Annotated in this window: 16 protein-coding genes and 1 riboswitch; of the genes, 9 read left to right on the plus strand and 7 right to left on the minus strand. The window is 59.1% G+C overall.

Features of this window, described 5'->3' with window-relative positions:
- Positions 1-47: 47 nt before the first annotated feature.
- Positions 48-434, minus strand: coding sequence for an MAPEG family protein (locus AC1RO5_RS13665; protein WP_413695837.1), 387 nt, complete (start codon positions 432-434; stop codon positions 48-50).
- Between the two features lie 50 nt (positions 435-484).
- Entirely contained in the window at positions 485-1,318 is an 834-nt protein-coding gene (locus tag AC1RO5_RS13670; protein WP_493175469.1) for an EamA family transporter, read from the minus strand.
- Positions 1,319-1,528: 210 nt separating this feature from the next.
- Between AC1RO5_RS13670 and AC1RO5_RS13675 the strand changes: the two genes are divergently transcribed.
- Complete coding sequence (locus AC1RO5_RS13675) at positions 1,529-2,698, plus strand: MFS transporter (protein WP_493175471.1); 1,170 nt, start codon at positions 1,529-1,531, stop codon at positions 2,696-2,698.
- Positions 2,699-2,763: 65 nt separating this feature from the next.
- On the opposite strand, the gene AC1RO5_RS13680 is transcribed toward AC1RO5_RS13675, so the two are convergent.
- The gene (locus AC1RO5_RS13680; protein ID WP_309475222.1) at positions 2,764-3,168 is read right to left on the minus strand and encodes an acyl-CoA thioesterase; all 405 of its coding nucleotides are present in this window, start codon (positions 3,166-3,168) and stop codon (positions 2,764-2,766) included.
- Positions 3,169-3,366: 198 nt separating this feature from the next.
- Positions 3,367-3,465, plus strand: a riboswitch (S-adenosyl-L-homocysteine riboswitch).
- A gap of 23 nt (positions 3,466-3,488) precedes the next feature.
- On the opposite strand from AC1RO5_RS13680, the gene ahcY reads away from it, so the two are divergent.
- The 4 genes from ahcY to rhlE2 all read left to right on the plus strand — a co-directional run bounded on the left by ahcY (position 3,489) and on the right by rhlE2 (position 8,964).
- Entirely contained in the window at positions 3,489-4,898 is a 1,410-nt protein-coding gene (gene ahcY, locus AC1RO5_RS13685) for an adenosylhomocysteinase (protein WP_493175473.1), read from the plus strand.
- A gap of 127 nt (positions 4,899-5,025) precedes the next feature.
- Complete coding sequence (metF, locus tag AC1RO5_RS13690; RefSeq protein WP_493175475.1) at positions 5,026-5,871, plus strand: methylenetetrahydrofolate reductase [NAD(P)H]; 846 nt, start codon at positions 5,026-5,028, stop codon at positions 5,869-5,871.
- Between the two features lie 192 nt (positions 5,872-6,063).
- Positions 6,064-6,879: a substrate-binding periplasmic protein gene (locus AC1RO5_RS13695; protein WP_493175476.1), complete on the plus strand. Its 816-nt coding sequence runs from the start codon at positions 6,064-6,066 to the stop codon at positions 6,877-6,879.
- Positions 6,880-7,101: 222 nt separating this feature from the next.
- Complete coding sequence (gene rhlE2, locus AC1RO5_RS13700; RefSeq protein WP_493175477.1) at positions 7,102-8,964, plus strand: RNA helicase RhlE2; 1,863 nt, start codon at positions 7,102-7,104, stop codon at positions 8,962-8,964.
- Positions 8,965-9,214: 250 nt separating this feature from the next.
- On the opposite strand, the gene AC1RO5_RS13705 is transcribed toward rhlE2, so the two are convergent.
- On the minus strand, positions 9,215-9,808 hold the full coding sequence (locus AC1RO5_RS13705; protein ID WP_018928736.1) for a YceI family protein: 594 nt from the start codon (positions 9,806-9,808) through the stop codon (positions 9,215-9,217).
- Between the two features lie 32 nt (positions 9,809-9,840).
- Positions 9,841-10,392 carry a cytochrome b gene (locus AC1RO5_RS13710; RefSeq protein ID WP_018928735.1) on the minus strand — a complete coding sequence of 184 codons (552 nt, stop codon included), beginning with the start codon at positions 10,390-10,392 and terminating at the stop codon, positions 9,841-9,843.
- Between the two features lie 363 nt (positions 10,393-10,755).
- Between AC1RO5_RS13710 and AC1RO5_RS13715 the strand changes: the two genes are divergently transcribed.
- Positions 10,756-11,604, plus strand: a complete 849-nt coding sequence (locus AC1RO5_RS13715) for a YncE family protein (protein WP_493175479.1) — start codon at positions 10,756-10,758, stop codon at positions 11,602-11,604.
- Positions 11,605-11,691: 87 nt separating this feature from the next.
- Here the strand turns inward: AC1RO5_RS13715 and AC1RO5_RS13720 are convergent, their stop codons facing one another.
- Positions 11,692-13,548 carry a flavin monoamine oxidase family protein gene (locus AC1RO5_RS13720; protein ID WP_493175481.1) on the minus strand — a complete coding sequence of 619 codons (1,857 nt, stop codon included), beginning with the start codon at positions 13,546-13,548 and terminating at the stop codon, positions 11,692-11,694.
- Between the two features lie 222 nt (positions 13,549-13,770).
- Here AC1RO5_RS13720 and AC1RO5_RS13725 point away from each other — a divergent pair, with 222 nt between their 5' ends.
- The gene (locus AC1RO5_RS13725) at positions 13,771-15,177 is read left to right on the plus strand and encodes an adenosylmethionine--8-amino-7-oxononanoate transaminase (RefSeq protein ID WP_493175483.1); all 1,407 of its coding nucleotides are present in this window, start codon (positions 13,771-13,773) and stop codon (positions 15,175-15,177) included.
- Positions 15,178-15,316: 139 nt separating this feature from the next.
- On the plus strand, positions 15,317-16,036 hold the full coding sequence (locus AC1RO5_RS13730; protein WP_493175485.1) for a 16S rRNA (uracil(1498)-N(3))-methyltransferase: 720 nt from the start codon (positions 15,317-15,319) through the stop codon (positions 16,034-16,036).
- Between the two features lie 143 nt (positions 16,037-16,179).
- Here the strand turns inward: AC1RO5_RS13730 and trhA are convergent, their stop codons facing one another.
- On the minus strand, positions 16,180-16,797 hold the full coding sequence (trhA, locus tag AC1RO5_RS13735; protein ID WP_493175487.1) for a PAQR family membrane homeostasis protein TrhA: 618 nt from the start codon (positions 16,795-16,797) through the stop codon (positions 16,180-16,182).
- A 157-nt stretch (positions 16,798-16,954) separates the two neighbouring features.
- Here trhA and AC1RO5_RS13740 point away from each other — a divergent pair, with 157 nt between their 5' ends.
- Positions 16,955-17,875, plus strand: coding sequence for a LysR family transcriptional regulator (locus AC1RO5_RS13740; protein WP_493175489.1), 921 nt, complete (start codon positions 16,955-16,957; stop codon positions 17,873-17,875).
- Positions 17,876-17,967 lie beyond the last annotated feature (92 nt).

A 17,967-nucleotide genomic window follows, 5' to 3' on the forward strand; every position in this document is an offset into this window, starting at 1 on the left:
GATCCCGTAGGAGCTGCCGCAGGCTGCGATCTTTTGATCTTGCTTTCTCAAACAGACACCACAAAGAAACTGACGATCAACCCCATCCCCACAAACCACACCAGCGACCGCAAAATCGCCCAGTCCGCCAGATAGCAAATGATGTACAGCAGCCGACTGGTGATAAACAGCACCGACAGCACATTGATCGTCACCAGTTCGGCATTGCCAGCCAAATGCGCCACGATCACCGCCGCGGCAAACGCCGGGGTCACTTCGAAGCTGTTCAACTGCGCCGAATGCGCACGCCTGGCCACGCCTTCGAGCGAATCCAGAAACGCCCTCGGGTCGTGATTCTGTTTCAGCCCGAACTTGCCACCGCTGAACCTGGCGACGCCTGCGCACAGATACGGTAAGCAGATCGCAATCAAAATGCACCACAGAGCAACCGTCATAACGCAGTCCCTTCTTCAAGTTATAGAGAATCGAATTCCATCAGCGGCGACTAAAACTTCATCACCAACATGCCGATCAATACCAGTCCACAGGCTAAGAGCCGTGGCCTGCCAAAAGGTTCTTTGAAGTAGCGCATACCGAACAGCACCACCAGGATCACGCTGATCTCGCGCAGCGCCGCTGCTTCGGCAATCGAACCGAGCTGCATGGCCCACAGCACCAGAGCGTAGCTGAACAACACGCAGAACCCGACCGCCAACCCCAACCTCCACTGTTCGCGCCAGAACAGCATGAACGCCGGGCGTTTGCGCACCAGCGCCAGCAATGGGAATGGCCAGGCACTGAGCAATGTGACCCAAACCAGGTAGTCCAGCGGATGGGACCAGCGCCGCAAGGCCTGGCCATCGATGAAGGTGTAGCAACCGATGCACAACCCGATCAGCGCCACCACCGGCAGCATCGACCACGGCAGGCGCACCCCGCCACCGCCCTGCCAGAGCAGGCACAACATACCGAACGGGATCAGCAGAATCCCGAAGATCTGCTGAGCCGTCAGCACTTCACCAGCGAAGATCAGCGTCAGTGCCAGCACCACCAGCGGCGACAGGCCACGCATCAACGGATAGACCAGACCGAGATCGCCGACCCGATAGGCCTGGATCAACAGGTAGCGATAGAGCAATTCGAATGCCGCCGATGCGAGAATCCACGGCCACATCGCCACTGGCGGCTGCGCCACGAAGGGCAGCATCAGCGCGACAAACAGCAACGCCACGCTGTCCATGCAGGCCACCACCAACAGCCGCTCCGCGCTGAACTTGATCAGGGTATTCCACGCCGCGTGCAACAGCGCCGCCACCAACACCAGAATCGTCGCAAGCACGGCACACTCCTTGTATTGCCCCTACATCGCGGGACAGAGAATTGATTCGCCATATGTCCGCAGCTGTTTATACTGCAAGCGACCACGCCGCACTCAGTTGCGCACAGACTAATTCCAATAATTCCTGCCCCTGCCCGCTCTCATCGAGAACGGTCGTCGGCCTGCGTATGCCTGATCAAAGCGTCAAGACTACCGACAGAGACCTTGCGCATGCCACTCGCCTTGCTTGCACTGGCCGTTGCCGCTTTCGGCATCGGCACCACTGAATTCGTCATCATGGGCTTGCTGCCCGATGTCGCCCGCGATCTCGCCGTGAGCATTCCTCACGCCGGCCTGCTCATCACCGGTTACGCCCTGGGCGTGGTGTTCGGTGCGCCGATTCTCGCAGTCGGTACCGCCAACATGCCGCGCAAAGCCACACTGCTGGGCATGACGCTGATGTTCATTCTCGGCAACATCCTCTGCGCCCTGGCGCCGAACTACGCCACATTGATGGCTGCACGAGTGATCACCGCGCTATGCCATGGCGCGTTTTTCGGCATCGGCTCGGTGGTTGCTGCCAGTCTGGTGGCACCGAACAAACGAGCCCAGGCGATTGCCATGATGTTCACCGGACTGACCTTGGCCAACGTGCTGGGCGTGCCCTTAGGCACAGCACTTGGGCAATACGCCGGCTGGCGCTCGACCTTCTGGGCGGTGTCGGTGATCGGTGTGATTGCGGCCATTGCGCAGTGGGTCTGGCTGCCCAAGGAAATCCCCATGGACAAGGCCAACCTGGCCAGCGAATTCAAAGTGCTGGGCAAGGTCAATGTGCTGCTGGCGCTGGGCATGAGCGTGCTGGCGTCCACCAGCCTGTTCAGCGTGTTCACTTACATTGCACCGATCCTGCAGGACATCACCGGCGTCAGTCCGCATGGCGTAACCATCATGTTGCTGTTGTTCGGGGTCGGCTTGACCGGGGGCAGCATGCTCGGCGGTCGATTGGCGGACAGTCGCTTGCTGCCTTCGCTGGTGGGGATGACATTGGCCGTGGCCATCGTGCTGGCCGCCTTCAGCCAAACCAGCCATTCAGTGATACCGGCGGCGATCACGCTGGTGTTGTGGGGCATCTTCGCGTTTGCGCTGTGTCCGATCCTGCAATTGCTGATCATCGATCAGGCTCATGAAGCGCCGAACCTCGGGTCGACCTTGAATCAAAGTGCATTCAATCTCGGCAACGCCGCCGGGGCGTGGATTGGCGGGCTGGTGGTGGCCAGTGGCACGGACCTGGCGGACTTGCCGTGGACCGGCGCACTGGTCAGCGTATTCACGCTGCTGACGACGCTGTTCTTCATCTACCTGCAACGTCGCAGTGCTGCCGCGGTCAGTGCGTCCGGTTAATGCCAGTCAGTGAAAGTACGAAACCTGTGGCGAGGGAGCAAGCTCCCTCGCCACAGAAGCAACAATCACCCGCCGATCACGTCATCCTTGAACTGGTCTTTGACGTACCTGATTTCGGTCCGGCCATGCGCCGCGGGCAGGCCGTCTTCGCCCAGGTTCACGAACACCATCTTCTCTACGGTCAAGATGCTCTTGCGAGTGATCTTGTTGCGCACTTCACAGGTCAGGGTGATCGAGGTGCGACCGAACTCGGTAGCGGTAATGCCTAGCTCGATGATGTCGCCCTGACGTGAGGCGCTGACGAAGTTGATTTCGGAAATGTACTTGGTGACCACGCGCTGATTACCCAGCTGGACGATGGCGTAGATCGCCGCTTCTTCGTCGATCCAGCGCAGCAAGCTGCCGCCGAACAGCGTGCCGTTGGGGTTGAGGTCTTCGGGTTTTACCCATTTGCGGGTGTGGAAATTCATACTCACTCCTGACCGTCTTGCCGATTGATGCCGGCCATCATGGCAGAGCCCGGACTAGAGCTCTATTAAGCATCGACTATGGTCTCGATTACCGTTCGGACATTGACCAACAGAAACGCTTTGGAAGATCAGCATAGCCCGCTATAATCGCCCCCGTTTCAAAACGGTAATGTTCACTTGCTACCGTTTTCCCGCCACCTGTCCGAGGGGCGCTGCAGCAGGTTCAACCTGTCAGGCTCGGATGGGGCGTTGACTGGCCACGGCCAGACACTAAACGCACAACGGCGCCCATTCGCATACATTACGAATGGAGGCTCTTCATGAGCGCTGTTATCACGCCTGTAGATTTTAACGATTACAAAGTCGCCGACATGTCCCTGGCTGCCTGGGGCCGTCGCGAAACCATCATCGCCGAATCCGAAATGCCAGCCCTGATGGGTCTGCGCCGCAAGTACTCCGAAGAGCAACCGCTCAAGGGCGCGAAGATTCTCGGCTGCATCCACATGACTATTCAGACTGCCGTGCTGATCGAAACCCTGGTTGCCCTGGGTGCCGAAGTACGCTGGTCGTCCTGCAACATTTTCTCGACTCAGGATCAGGCCGCCGCTTCCATCGCCGCTGCCGGCATCCCGGTGTTCGCCTGGAAAGGCGAGACTGAAGAAGAGTACGAGTGGTGCCTGGAGCAAACCATCCTCAAGGATGGCCAGCCTTGGGATGCCAACATGATCCTCGACGACGGCGGCGACCTGACCGAGCTGCTGCACAAGAAGTACCCACAAGTACTGGATCGCGTTCACGGCGTCACCGAAGAAACCACCACAGGCGTTCACCGTCTGCTGGACATGCTGGCCAAGGGCGAGCTGAAAATCCCGGCCATCAACGTCAACGACTCGGTGACCAAGAGCAAGAACGACAACAAGTACGGCTGCCGTCACAGCCTGAACGACGCGATCAAGCGCGGCACCGACCACCTGCTGTCCGGCAAGCAAGCGCTGGTCATCGGTTACGGTGACGTGGGCAAGGGCTCGGCCCAGTCCCTGCGTCAGGAAGGCATGATCGTTAAAGTCTCCGAAGTCGACCCGATCTGCGCCATGCAAGCCTGCATGGACGGTTTCGAACTGGTTTCGCCGTTCATCGACGGTATCAACAACGGTACCGAAGCGAGCATCGACAAAGCGCTGCTGGGCAAGATCGACCTGATCGTGACCACCACCGGTAACGTCAATGTTTGCGACGCGAACATGCTCAAAGCCCTGAAGAAGCGCGCTGTTGTCTGCAACATCGGTCACTTCGACAACGAAATCGACACCGCTTTCATGCGCAAGAACTGGGCATGGGAAGAAGTGAAGCCGCAGGTTCACAAGGTTCACCGCACCGGTGCAGGCGCTTTCGACGCCCAGAACGACGACTACCTGATCCTGCTGGCTGAAGGCCGTCTGGTTAACCTGGGCAACGCCACTGGTCACCCAAGCCGCATCATGGACGGTTCGTTCGCCAACCAGGTTCTGGCTCAGATCTTCCTGTTCGGCCAGAAGTACGCCGACCTGTCGCCAGCCCAGAAAGCCGAGCGCCTGACCGTTGAAGTACTGCCGAAGAAACTCGACGAAGAAGTGGCCCTGGAAATGGTCCGCGGTTTCGGCGGCGTGGTCACTCAACTGACCAAGCAACAGGCTGAATACATCGGCGTCACCGTCGAAGGCCCGTTCAAGCCGCACGCTTACCGCTACTGATACGCTGATTGACCGCTCTGCGCAGGAGCTGGCGAAGCCTGCGATCTTTTGATCTTAAAAGATCGCAGCCTGCGGCAGCTCCTACGGGGGGCCAGCGTCCGGCTTACGTGTTTCCAAGGATATGACCATGTCCCAAGAACGTCGCTACAGCTTCGAATTCTTCCCGACGAAGACCGATGCTGGGCATGAAAAACTGATCGCCACTGCCCGTCAGCTGGCGACCTACAATCCCGACTTTTTCTCCTGCACCTACGGCGCTGGCGGTTCGACCCGTGATCGCACGCTCAACACCGTGTTGCAGCTGGAAAGTGAAGTCAAAGTCCCTGCCGCACCGCATCTGTCTTGCGTGGGTGACAGCAAGGACGACCTGCGCGGCCTGCTGAGCCAGTACAAGGCAGCCGGCATCCAGCGAATCGTTGCGCTTCGCGGTGACCTGCCCTCGGGCATGGGCATGGCCAGCGGCGAGTTGCGTCACGCCAATGACCTGGTTGAATTCATTCGTGAAGAGACTGGCGATCATTTCCACATCGAAGTTGCCGCTTACCCGGAAATGCATCCGCAAGCGCGCAATTTCGAAGACGATCTCAACAACTTCGTGCGCAAGGCCAACGCCGGTGCCAACAGTGCGATCACCCAGTACTTCTTCAATGCCGACAGTTATTTCTACTTCGTCGAGCGTGTACAGGCGAAGGGTGTGAGCATCCCGATCGTGCCGGGGATCATGCCGATCACCAACTACAGCAAGCTGGCGCGCTTCTCCGACGCTTGCGGTGCGGAAATCCCGCGCTGGATCCGCAAGCAACTGGAAGCCTATGGCGACGACACCCAGAGCATTCAAAGCTTTGGTGAGCAAGTCATCACCGAGATGTGCGAACGCCTGTTGCAAGGTGGGGCACCGGGGCTGCACTTCTACACGCTGAACCAGGCTGAACCGAGTCTGGCGGTGTGGAATAACCTGAAGTTGCCGCGCTAATCGTCGCCAAAGCAACATCAAGAGATCGCAGCCTTCGGCAGCTCCTACTGGGGAATACATACCTCTGTAGAAGCCACCGAAGGCTACGATCTTTTGCTTTTCGGTGCCCCTTTATTGTGCAGTCATATCCTGAGATAGAGCTTCTGGATCCGGTTTCTGGCTCTTTATGATTTCTCGTCGCAATCTCAAGCCATGCCCCTGATCGCTCAGTTACTGACCGTGCTTCTGTTCACTTGCCTGAGCTTCACCGCTCGGGGCGAGAAGCTACGTATTGTCACCGAACCCTGGGCGCCTTACGTGTATGAAGAAAACGGCACGTCGCTGGGTCTCGACTACGAAACCACGGCCATCGTCTTCAAACGTCTCGGGATCGACGTGGAATGGCAGTTCCTGCCGTGGAAGCGCTGCCTGTCGATGCTTGAGCAAGGCCAGGCAGACGGTGTGCTGGACATTTTCCACAGCGATGAACGCGAAGTGAGCCTGCTCTACCCCAGCGAACCGCTCTCGCAAGTCGAATTCGTGATGTTCTACGCCAATGAACGGCCGTTTCCATTTCGCACCCTGGACGACCTGAAAGGCCTGACCATCGGCACCTCGCCGGGCTACCTGTACAGCAAGGACTTCAGCGAATCGACACTGTTTACCCGGGAACCGGCGCCCACCCATGAAGCCAACTTCGGCAAACTGGTACGCGGGCGGATCGACCTGCTGATCACCGATCGCCGGGTCGGCCAGCACTTGCTCGATCAACTGGACATCCGCGACAAGATCACCGAGAACCCGACCGTCATCAGCCAGCAGAGCCAGTATCTGGCGGTACGCCGCAATGCCGGGATGGATTTGTTGGTGCAGCGTTTCGGCGCCGAGCTCAAGCGCTTCAAGCGCGAACCGGCCTATGCCGAACTGAGCGCCCGCTATGGTGCCGGCCCGGCCACTGAAGCCCGGGCCGCCAGCACCACCGCAACCGGCGGAAAAACCGTTGAGCAGCAGGAAAGCGGCGCACAGTGATTGCTCTGTTATACTCCGGCCTTCCCGCCAGGCTCACGCCCGGACGCTCGGACTTGTTCAAGGCATCTCGATCCCGCTACAGCGCAGCTTTTCAGCCCGCGCGAGCGCTCTAGACGAGCCTTCGAGGCCCAGCAGGACCGGACGGGATTGCGTCCTCTTAAACGCCATTCGCGCCAGGCAAGACTCCCATTGGGCCAAGCCCTAACTAAAACAGGATTACTCATGTCCTTTGCTTCCCTCGGTCTCTCCGAGGCTTTAGTCCGCGCCATCGAGGCAGCGGGCTATACCGAGCCTACTCCGGTGCAACAGCGGGCCATTCCCGCCGTGTTGCAAGGTCGCGACCTGATGGTTGCGGCTCAGACAGGTACTGGTAAAACCGGCGGTTTCGCCCTTCCGATTCTGGAGCGGTTATTTCCCAACGGTCACCCGGACAAATCCCAGCGTCACGGCCCGCGCCAACCACGCGTACTGGTCCTGACCCCAACCCGCGAACTCGCGGCTCAGGTGCACGAGAGCTTCAAGGTCTATGCCCGTGACCTGAAGTTCGTCAGCGCCTGCATCTTCGGTGGCGTCGGCATGAACCCGCAGGTTCAAGCCATGTCCCGTGGTGTCGACGTGCTGGTGGCCTGCCCCGGTCGCCTGCTTGACCTCGCCGGCCAAGGCAGTGTCGATTTGTCCCACGTGGAAATCCTCGTGCTGGACGAAGCTGACCGCATGCTCGACATGGGCTTTGTCCATGACGTGAAAAAGGTCCTCGCCCGCCTCCCGGCCAAACGGCAGAACCTGTTGTTCTCGGCGACGTTCTCCAAAGACATCACCGACCTCGCCGGCAAGCTGCTGCACAACCCGGAACGCATCGAAGTCACGCCACCGAACACCACGGTCGAGCGGATCGAACAACGCGTATTCCGTCTGGCCGCCAGCCACAAGCGTTCGTTGCTGGCGCACCTGATCACTGCCGGCGCCTGGGAACAGGTGCTGGTGTTCACGCGCACCAAGCACGGCGCCAACCGCCTGGCCGAGTACCTGGACAAACACGGCCTCACCGCCGTCGCGATCCACGGCAACAAGAGCCAGAACGCCCGCACCAAAGCCCTGGCCGACTTCAAGGCCGGTGAAGTGCGCATCCTGGTCGCCACCGACATCGCCGCACGCGGCCTGGATATCGACCAGTTGCCCCATGTGGTCAACTTCGAACTGCCGAACGTCGACGAAGACTACGTGCACCGTATCGGTCGTACCGGCCGTGCCGGTCGTTCGGGCGAGGCGATCTCGCTGGTCGCTCCGGACGAAGAAAAGCTGCTGAAAAGCATCGAGCGCATGACCAAGCAGAAAATCGCCGACGGCGACCTGATGGGCTTCGACTCCAGCGCTGTGGAAGCCGAGAAACCGGAAGTTCGCGAGCGTCCGGATGTACGTAACCCACGCGCCCCACGTGGCCCACGCGGCGACGGCCCGAACGGCAGCGGTGGCGGCGGCGGTCGTAAAGACAAAGGCAAGGACAAGGGCGGCAAGGAAAAACCTGCTGCCGGCCGTGGCGAGCGCCCGGCCCGTGAACACAAACCACGCGAAGGCACCCCGGCCCGCGAACAACAGCGCCCGGCTCCTCGCGCTGCCGCCGACCGTGCTCCGGACGAGTTCCTGGACGACGATATCGATAACTTCGGTAACCGCGTCGACTACGTGCCTCAAGCCAAACCGGCTCAGGGCCGTGGCCGTCGTCCGGGCGCACCGGCACAAGGCGCTGGTGCTGGTGCTCCGCGCACCGGTCAGCCACAAGGTCGCCAGAACGGCCCGCGCAACAGCAGCGGCGCAACCACCGGCACCCCACCGGCCAAGCGCAGTGGCCCACGCAACGGCGCTCCACGTGACGGCCAGGCCCGTCGCGAAGAGTCCCGCAACCGCCGTCCGGCCCGTGACGACCAGTCTCGCTCGGAACCGGCCGTGCAGAACCCGCGGGGCCCGGCACCGAAGATCATTCACAAGGAGTCGAAAAGCGATCGCTTCCCGACCCCTGAGCAACTGGATCAACTGCCAGGCCGTCCGCGCGGCGAAAAACCAGCATTGCTGACCCGCAACCGCTGAGTTTTTCAAAGTCATGAAAAATGCCCCGGATCGCAAAATCCGGGGCATTTTTTATGCTTCATCAAAAACCTGTAGGAGCCAGGCTTGCCGGCGAAGGCGTCATCAGCTACGCCGCAGAGACCGAGTCGCCCCCTTCGCCGGCAAGCCTGGCTCCTACAGGATTATGTGGCGGACGGTTAGACCGAATATAAGGTATAAAAAAACGCCCCGGACCATGAGATCAGGGGCGTTTTTATGTCAGGCGCGAAGATTATTTCGCTTTGACACCTTCAAACGTCACGTACAGATCGACCGCATCGGACGCTGGGCCCAGGTCTTTCTGCTTGCCGAAATCGGAACGCTTGATGCTGGTGGTGCCTTCGAAGCCGGCACGGTAGCCGCCCCATGGATCCTTGCCTTCACCCAGGAAGGTGGCTTTGACCACGATTGGCTTGGTCACGCCCAGCAGAGTCAGGTTGCCGGTCACGTCGGCAGTGTCTTTGCCTGCGGCGTTTTTGCCGGTAGGTTTGACGCTGGTGGAGACGAACTTGGCGTCGGCGAATTTGCCCACGTTCAGGAAGTCACCGCTGGCGATGTGCTTGTCGCGTTCGGCGTGGTTGGTGAACACGCTGGCGGTGCGCACATTGAACTCGATCTTGCTGTCTTCAGGCTTGGCAGCGTCAAAGCTGAACTTGCCGTCGATATCCTTGAAGGTACCGATGATGTAGCTGTAGCCCAGGTGGCTGATCTTGAAGTCAACGAAGGCGTGCTGGCCTTCTTTGTCGACCACATAGTCGGCCGCCATCACGTTTGCGGACAGCAGAGCAGAACCGATTGCCAGTGCGGCGAGCGTCTTTTTCAACATGCTTTCTATTCCTTGGGAGTCGAGGTTAAACATCAGGCTTTGCGCCCCAGCATTCGCGTCAGGGTCGCATCACGATCGATAAAGTGGTGTTTCAATGCTGCCAACGCATGGAAACCGGAAAAAATTACCAGCAGCCAGGCCAGGTACAAATGAATCACACCCGCGGTGTCTGCCTGGTCCGGTAGTCCGGAAACCAGTGCAGGAATTTCAAACAGGCCAAACACCGGAATCCCGACACCGTCTGCGGTGGAAATCAGGTAACCGGCAATCATCACAGCGAACAGACTGAGATAAAGGAAGGAATGGCCGAACTTGGCGCCCAGACGAGTCATGCGGCTATAGCTCGGCAGGAGCGGCGGCGGTGGGCTGATGAAGCGCCACACTACTCGCAGCAACATGACGGCAAATAACACCAGTCCAATGCTCTTGTGCAGATCCGGCGCGTCTTTACGCCAGGTGCTGTAGTAGTCGAGACCGACCATCCACAGCCCCAACGCAAACAGGCCGAAGACGGCCAACGCCACACCCCAGTGCATAAAGATGCTGACCCAACCGTAGCGGGAAGAAGAGTTACGTAGCTGCATTGCCCAAATCCTGTAAGAACTGCGCCCAAGACTATCGAGTTATCTATCGATTTAAAGCGGAAAATTTCGCTATGAAATATCGAGAAATACGATCAAGACCTTGGGGCCGAGAGGTTAAGAGAGTGTTAACCGGAAGAAAAAACCTTCACACACCCTCCTTATATTCATTTGAGAGCCGATACCACTCGTCAGAACTGTCATATTTAACAGTAGCTTTCCTTACAGGTCATTGATGAACTTGAACTTGGACGTGAGTCCAAGCGTCTGAACAGGAGTTCTACCATGAGTCACAATTCGAGTTCATCCCCCGTGATAACACGCAATCAATCCAATTCGATACCCGTAGGGGAAGGACCGCGAGGGATGGCCATCAGCAACGATGGATCGCGCGTATTTGTTTGCAATTACATGTCGGACAATGTGTCCGTCATCGACACCCGGATCAAAAAGGTAATCCACACCATCGCCGTGGAGCAGTATCCCCGGAACATCGCCCTTGGCCATGAGGGAAAAAGAGCTTACGTGACCAACTACGGTTCAAGTTCGGTTTCGGTTATTGATACCGAAACATACGCGGTGGGTAACATCACGGTAGGTAGACACCCTAACGGAGTCGTCGTGAGTCGAGACGGGAAACATGTTTACGTCACCGTTCGACAGAATAAAGAGTGGTTGGCAATTATTGATACCCGCCTGTATGCGGTGAGCAGAGTACAAGGCTTACCCTCACCGTCCATAAGTGTGGATATCAGCCCGGACGATTCGCGCCTTTACATTTCCAGTACCAACGCCCCAGCCGGCCCTTATGAGGACGCGCTCACGGTCATCAGCAGCACGACGTTCGAAGTCATCAACATCATCAAAACCGAAAAATATCCGTCAGCCGTTACTGTCAGTCCCGACGGTAGAGAAGTGTATATCGTGGGTCTGGACGCTCGAAAACTGACCGTGTTGGATACCCGGTCACTGACCACCCGGCATTTCGATTTTGTGGCTTGCGAAGGGAAAATAGTGTTCGGCGAAAAGAACGCTTATGCCGTTGATCAAACCGAAAAAGAGGTCGTGGAAGTTAATACTCATACCCATGAGATTGTGCGCAGGGTTCCCATCCCTGGTGCTTTCGAACCGTATGACATGGTTCTTGATCAGCACAATTGCGCCTATATCAGCGACTACCAAAGCGATGAAGTCCATATCGTCGATCTAATTTAGCCCCAACAAAATCAACCTCCTTCACCGGGGGGACAAAGACATAAAAAAAGCGCGGCATCACTGCCGCGCTTTTTTTTATCCCAAGACTTACTGTGTCTTGGCTTCAGTCGCCACCGGGGCCTTCGCAGCGGTACTCGCCACTGGTTTCTTCACTGGCTCAGTCTTTTTCGCCGTTGCCTTGGCCGGTGCCTTTTTGGCCTCGGTTTTGGCAGCAGGCTTTTTCACTGGCGCTTTGGCCGGTGCTTTCTTGGCAGGCTCGGCCTGCACTGGCACCACTGGCTTCGGTGCCTCAACCGGTGCAGGTGCCGGGGCCGGCGCAGCTACTGGAGCGGGTGCCGGAGCAACGGGGGCAACGGGTTCTGCCGCCTTGGCCGGAGCCTTGTCGGAACCGCCACCGAACATCCGAGAGAAGAAGCCAGGCTTGGTCTCTTCAGCTTTCGCTTCAACCTTCGCAGGTTCTGCTTTATCGGACGAACCACCGAACATGTTGCTGAAGAAATTGCCTTTCTTCGCCACTACCGCGCCTGCCGCCGCAGCGGTCGCCGCCGGCACAACTTTCGCCGGCTCAAACGATTTGCCCGCCGCCAGGTCTTCCAGCTGACTGGCTGCACGCTGACCGGTGCGCAAGGCGCCTTCCAGGGTGCCTGGGTACAAGGTGTCAGTGTGTTCGCCGGCAAACGCTACGCGTTGCAACGGACGTTCCCACAGCCGCCAGTATTTGCTGATCTGCCCCGGACCGAAGGCCAGGTAAGCGCCGCCCATCGATGGGTCGGTGCTGTAGCGGCGGATTTCATAACCGGTGAACGAACCGCGTGCCTGTGGATAAAAGGCGTGCAGACGAATCAGCACCTGATCGGCCATCTGCTTGTCGCCAAAGGCCTGCATCACCCGTGCGTTGTCGCCGGAAATGTTGATCACCACATTGGCGCCGCCCTTCAAGGCCGGCTCGATCCACAACATGCCCAGACCGGCGTTGCTGTAGATCTCGCCAGACATGCGCGCCTTGCTTTCCCACACTGGCGTCTTGAACTTCAGCATGATCTGGTCACGCCAGCCGTAGTTGGTGCCCTTGATGGCGCCCATGTGCTGGGCGTCCAGCGCCGGAGTCATCTGGATTTTGTTCAGTGCGCGCAATGGCACGGCCAGTACGACGTAGTCCGCCTGATAGCCAACGCTGCCGACCTTGACGCTCACGCCGTCCTTGTCCTGGGTAATGGACGAAACCGGGGAACTGGTCTTGATGGTTTTCAGTTGCTTGACGAAGGCCTGGGCCAACACCGGACTGCCGCCAGGCAGACGCGAGGCGCGCAGGTCGCGGTCAGCAATGCCACGGTAGACGCGGCTTTGTTGTGCGAAATACAGCAGCGACAGGCGCGAAGGTTCGTCGTAACGGGTACGAATCTGCTGATTCACCAACTGACGCGCAGTGGCCGGCAGATTCAGGCGATCGAGCCAGTTGGCCACGTTGATCTGGTCCAGGGCGAACAGCGTGCTGTTGGCGGCCGGGTTTTGCGGGTCTTCGATCGAGCGCGCCAGGTCATCCAGAGTCTTTTCGTAGCGTTTCAGCGCGTCGGCGGTGGCCGGCTGCTTAGTCGCCAGATCGGCAGCGCTGAAGTATTCACCGTCGATCAGGTAACCCGGGGTCCGCACGAATTCAGGGGCCGGCGTGGTGCTCAGCTTGAACGTCGAGATGTACTTGTTCAAAACCGGTTGGGTTTTGTCGTTGCCGATCCACTCACTGGTGGCCATGCCGGAGCGACCGCCCAGGGCCGGTTTGGCTTCCAGCAGGGTCACCTGCCAGCCTTTGTTCTGCAGTTCGTACGCCGCGGTGAGGCCCGAAAGCCCGCCGCCGACCACGATCGCCGTTTTATCCTTGGCCAGCGCCGAAACGCTGAACAGCCCCAACATCACCAGCGCACAGGCGCGCAGCCAACCAGCAGACATTCAGCGAACTCCGGAAATACACGAGGAAATAGCGGTTTTACGAGTCAGACGACTCAAAGAGCCGCGAAGAATACGTCAGCCATCAAAACGCCGCCAGCGACGTCTATCGTCCTATACAAAGTAGCTCAATCGACACAATGGGTTGTCCCCGTGACGCTCATTGCATAGGCTTGCGCGATTGTTTACCCGCCTACGTCACGGGTAGCCTCGAGGAGACAGAAAATGGGCCTGAATAAACAGTGGATGGAACGCGATCTCGCCGTGTTATGGCATCCCTGCACCCAGATGAAAGACCACGAACAGCTGCCGCTGATCCCGATCAAGCGCGGTGAAGGCGTGTGGCTGGAAGACTTCGAAGGCAAACGCTACCTCGACGCCGTCAGCTCCTGGTGGGTCAACGTGTTCGGCCACGCCAACCCGCGGATCAACCAGCGCATCAAGGATCAGGTCGATCAGCTGGAACACGTGATCCTCGCCGGTTTCAGCCATCAGCCGGTGATTGAGCTGTCCGAGCGTCTGGTGAAGATGACGCCCGAAGGCCTGACCCGGTGCTTCTATGCCGATAACGGTTCGTCGTGCATCGAAGTCGCGCTGAAAATGAGCTTTCACTACTGGCTCAACCGCGGCCAGCCGAACAAGAAGCGCTTCGTCACCCTTACCAACGGCTACCACGGCGAAACCATGGCGGCGATGGCGGTGGGCGACGTGCCGCTGTTCACCGAAACCTACAAAGCCCTGCTGATGGACACCATCAAGGTGCCCAGCCCCGATTGCTACCTGCGCCCCGAGGGCATGAGCTGGGAAGAACACTCGCGCAACATGTTCGCCGCCATGGAGCAGACGCTGGCCGACAACCACGACACCGTGGCCGCCGTGATTCTGGAGCCGCTGATTCAGGGCGCCGGCGGCATGCGCATGTACCACCCGGTGTACCTCAAGCTGCTGCGCGAAGCCTGCGATCGCTATGGCGTGCACCTGATCCACGATGAAATCGCCGTCGGCTTCGGTCGCACCGGCACGATGTTCGCCTGCGAACAGGCCGGCATCCGCCCGGACTTCCTCTGCCTGTCCAAGGCCCTGACCGGCGGTTACCTGCCATTGGCGGCCTGCCTGACTACCGATGAGGTCTACAGCGCGTTCTACGACGACTACCCGACCCTGCGCGCCTTCCTGCACTCCCACAGCTACACCGGCAATCCGCTGGCCTGCGCGGCGGCATTGGCGACGCTGGATATCTTCGAAGAAGACAACGTCATCGAGAACAACAAGGCCCTGGCCCAGCGCATGGCCTCCTCCACCGCGCACCTGGCCGATCACCCGAACGTCTCCGAAGTGCGCCAGACCGGTATGGTGCTGGCGATCGAGATGGTCAAGGACAAGGCCAGCAAGACCGCTTACCCGTGGCAGGAACGTCGCGGTTTGACCGTGTTCCAGCATGCGCTGCAACGAGGTGCTTTACTCAGGCCGTTGGGCAGCGTGGTGTATTTCCTGCCGCCTTACGTGATTACCCCGGAGCAGATCGATTTTCTGGCCGAAGTGGCCAGCGAAGGCATCGACATCGCCACCCGTGACAGCGTCAGCGTGGCGGTGCCGAAGGACTTTCATCCGGGCTATCGCGATCCGGGCTAGGTTTTTCTCGTTCCCACGCTCTGCGTGGGAACGCAGCCGGGGACGCTCTGCGTCCCAAAAGCGGACGCGGAGCGTCCGGTGAGGCATTCCCACGCAGAGCGTGGGAACGATCAGTTCAGACGAATTACAGAGACCCAAGATGAGACTGTCCCGCTTCTTTATCGACGCCCCTTTGAGCACCGGCGAACACGAGCTGCCCGAAGCCCAGGCGCATTACATCAGCCGTGTGCTGCGCATGGCCGAGGGTGATGCGGTGCAATTGTTCGACGGCTCGGGCCATGAGTTTCGCGGCACGCTGGTGGAAGTCGGCAAGAAGCGCGTGGTGGTGCAAATCGACGAAAGCTTCACCGGGCAAGTCGAGTCGTCGCTGGCGGTCCATCTCGGCCAGGGCTTGTCCCGTGGTGAACGGATGGACTGGGCGATTCAGAAAGCCACCGAACTGGGCGTCACCGAAATCACCCCGATTTTCACCGACCGCTGCGAAGTCCGCCTCAAGGACGAACGCGCCGACAAACGCCTGATGCATTGGCGTCAGGTGGCGATCAGCGCCTGCGAGCAGTGTGGGCGTTCACGGGTGCCGGTGATTCATCCGCCATTGCTGCTGGCTGACTGGTTGAAGCAGACCGCGGCCGAATTGAAACTGGTGCTGCACCCGGTGGCCGAGCCACTGGTGAGCCACGCCAAACCTGCAAGCCTGGCGTTCCTGATCGGCCCGGAAGGCGGCTTGTCTGACGCGGAAGTCGAACAGGCCAAGACTGGCGGTTTCCACGCCGCCCGCCTCGGCCCGCGCGTGCTGCGCACCGAAACCGCACCGGTGGTGGCGTTGGCGGTGGCCCAGCAACTTTGGGGTGATTTCTAGGACCTTGTGGCGAGGGGGCTTGCCCCCGTTCGGCTGCGAAGCAGTCGTAAATCCGGTTTATGCGTTGTATCTGAGAAGACGCGTTGCAAGACTGGGGCCGCTTCGCAGCCCAACGGGGGCAAGCCCCCTCGCCACAAAAGCAGTCACAAGACGTAAAACCAAATCGCTACAAAGTGCAGCAAACTCCCGGCGATCACGAACAAGTGCCAGATCCCATGGGCATGGCGCAGACGATGGTCGAGGGCGAAAAAGATAATTCCTACGGTATAGAGCACCCCGCCCGACGCCAGCAAGGAAAAGCCGACAGGGCCCAATGCCGCCAGTAACGGCTTGACCGCCACCAGCACGATCCAGCCCATCACCGCATAAATCACAATCGACAGAATCCGCGCTTCCGAGCGTGGTTTGATTTCTTGCAGGATGCCGATCAGCGCCAGCCCCCAGACAATCCCGAACAGCGTCCAGCCCCACGGCCCGCGCAGGGTCACCAGGCAGAACGGTGTGTAACTGCCGGCGATCAGCAAGTAGATCGAAAAGTGATCGACCTTCTGCATGATCGCTTTCTTGCGCCCACGCACGCTGTGGTACACGGTCGAGGCGCTGTAGAGCACCAGCAAGGTAAACGCGTAAATCGCCACACTGACGATCTTCCACGGACTGCCATCCATACTGGCGATCACCAGCAGCCACACGCCCCCGACAAATGCCGCCACTGCCCCAACCAAATGCGTCCAGGCGTTAAATCTTTCCCCGTGATACATGTGTTGCTCACCTCTACGTTCATTACCGCCGCGCGCAAGGCTCAGGCCTCAAGGTTAAAAGCGCAATGTTTCAAAACACAATGCCCCCTACGAAAGCCATCGAGCCAAACGTTAGCCAATTGGGCACAATCAGGTCATTCCAAAAAGAGTTTGGCCCATGCTGATCGATGAAGAGTTGACCCTGAAAAAACTCGAGGTGTTCCTGGCCTTCATGCGCACCGGCAACCTGGCCCGCGCCGCCGTCGAGTTGCAGACCAGCAACGTTAGCGTGCATCGCGCCATCCACTCCCTGGAAAGCGCCTTGCGTTGCCCGCTATTCAAGCACGAAGGGCGCAACCTGACCCCGTTGGAAAGCGCTTATGTGCTGGAAGAGCGGGCGCAGAAGCTGATTCAGGACGTGCTCGAAACCGTGCGCCTGACCCGCGAAGCCGCTGGGTTCTCCGCCGAACGCTTCAAACTCGGCTCGCTGTATTCGCTGACGGTGAAGACCGTGCCGCAGCTGATCATGGGCCTGAAAATCCGCCGCAGCGAACTCAATATCGACCTGATCCTGGGCTCGAACATCGACCTGCTGTACAAGCTCAAGAACATGGAAGTCGATGCAATCCTGGTGTCGCTGGACGACAGCGTCAACGACCCGGACTGCGAGCAGATCCCGCTGTTTTCCGATGACATCTTCCTCGCCACCCCGGCTGATTCGCCCTTTGCCCAGCGGACCGAAGTCGATCTGGCCGAGGTTCGCGACGAAACGTTCATCACCTTGACCCAAGGCTTCGCCACGCACCAGGACGGTATTCGGGTGTTCAAGCAGGCGGGATTCGAGCCGAAGGTGGCGATGCAGGTCAACGACATCTTCACCCTGCTGAGCATGGTCAGCTCGGGGGTGGGTTATGCATTGCTGCCAGGACGGATTGCGGCGGTGTATGAGAACCGGGTGAAGCTGATTCCATTGCAGGAAAAGTACCGGTTGCAGCAGCACATTGGCGTGGTGTTTCTCAAGGCCAAGGAGCGTGATCCGAATTTGCTGGCGCTGTTGGCAGAGTGCCGGATGTACGCCAATCGCCAGGCCACCCAATGATCGTTCCCACGCTCTGCGTCACTAGTGTCCGGTAAAAACTAAAGGGGGAGCTTGCTCCCCCTTGCTGTGCCTGCTTCGTAAGCAATAATCAG

The sequence above is a fragment of the Pseudomonas sp. GW822-FHT02G04 genome (assembly GCF_058802085.1).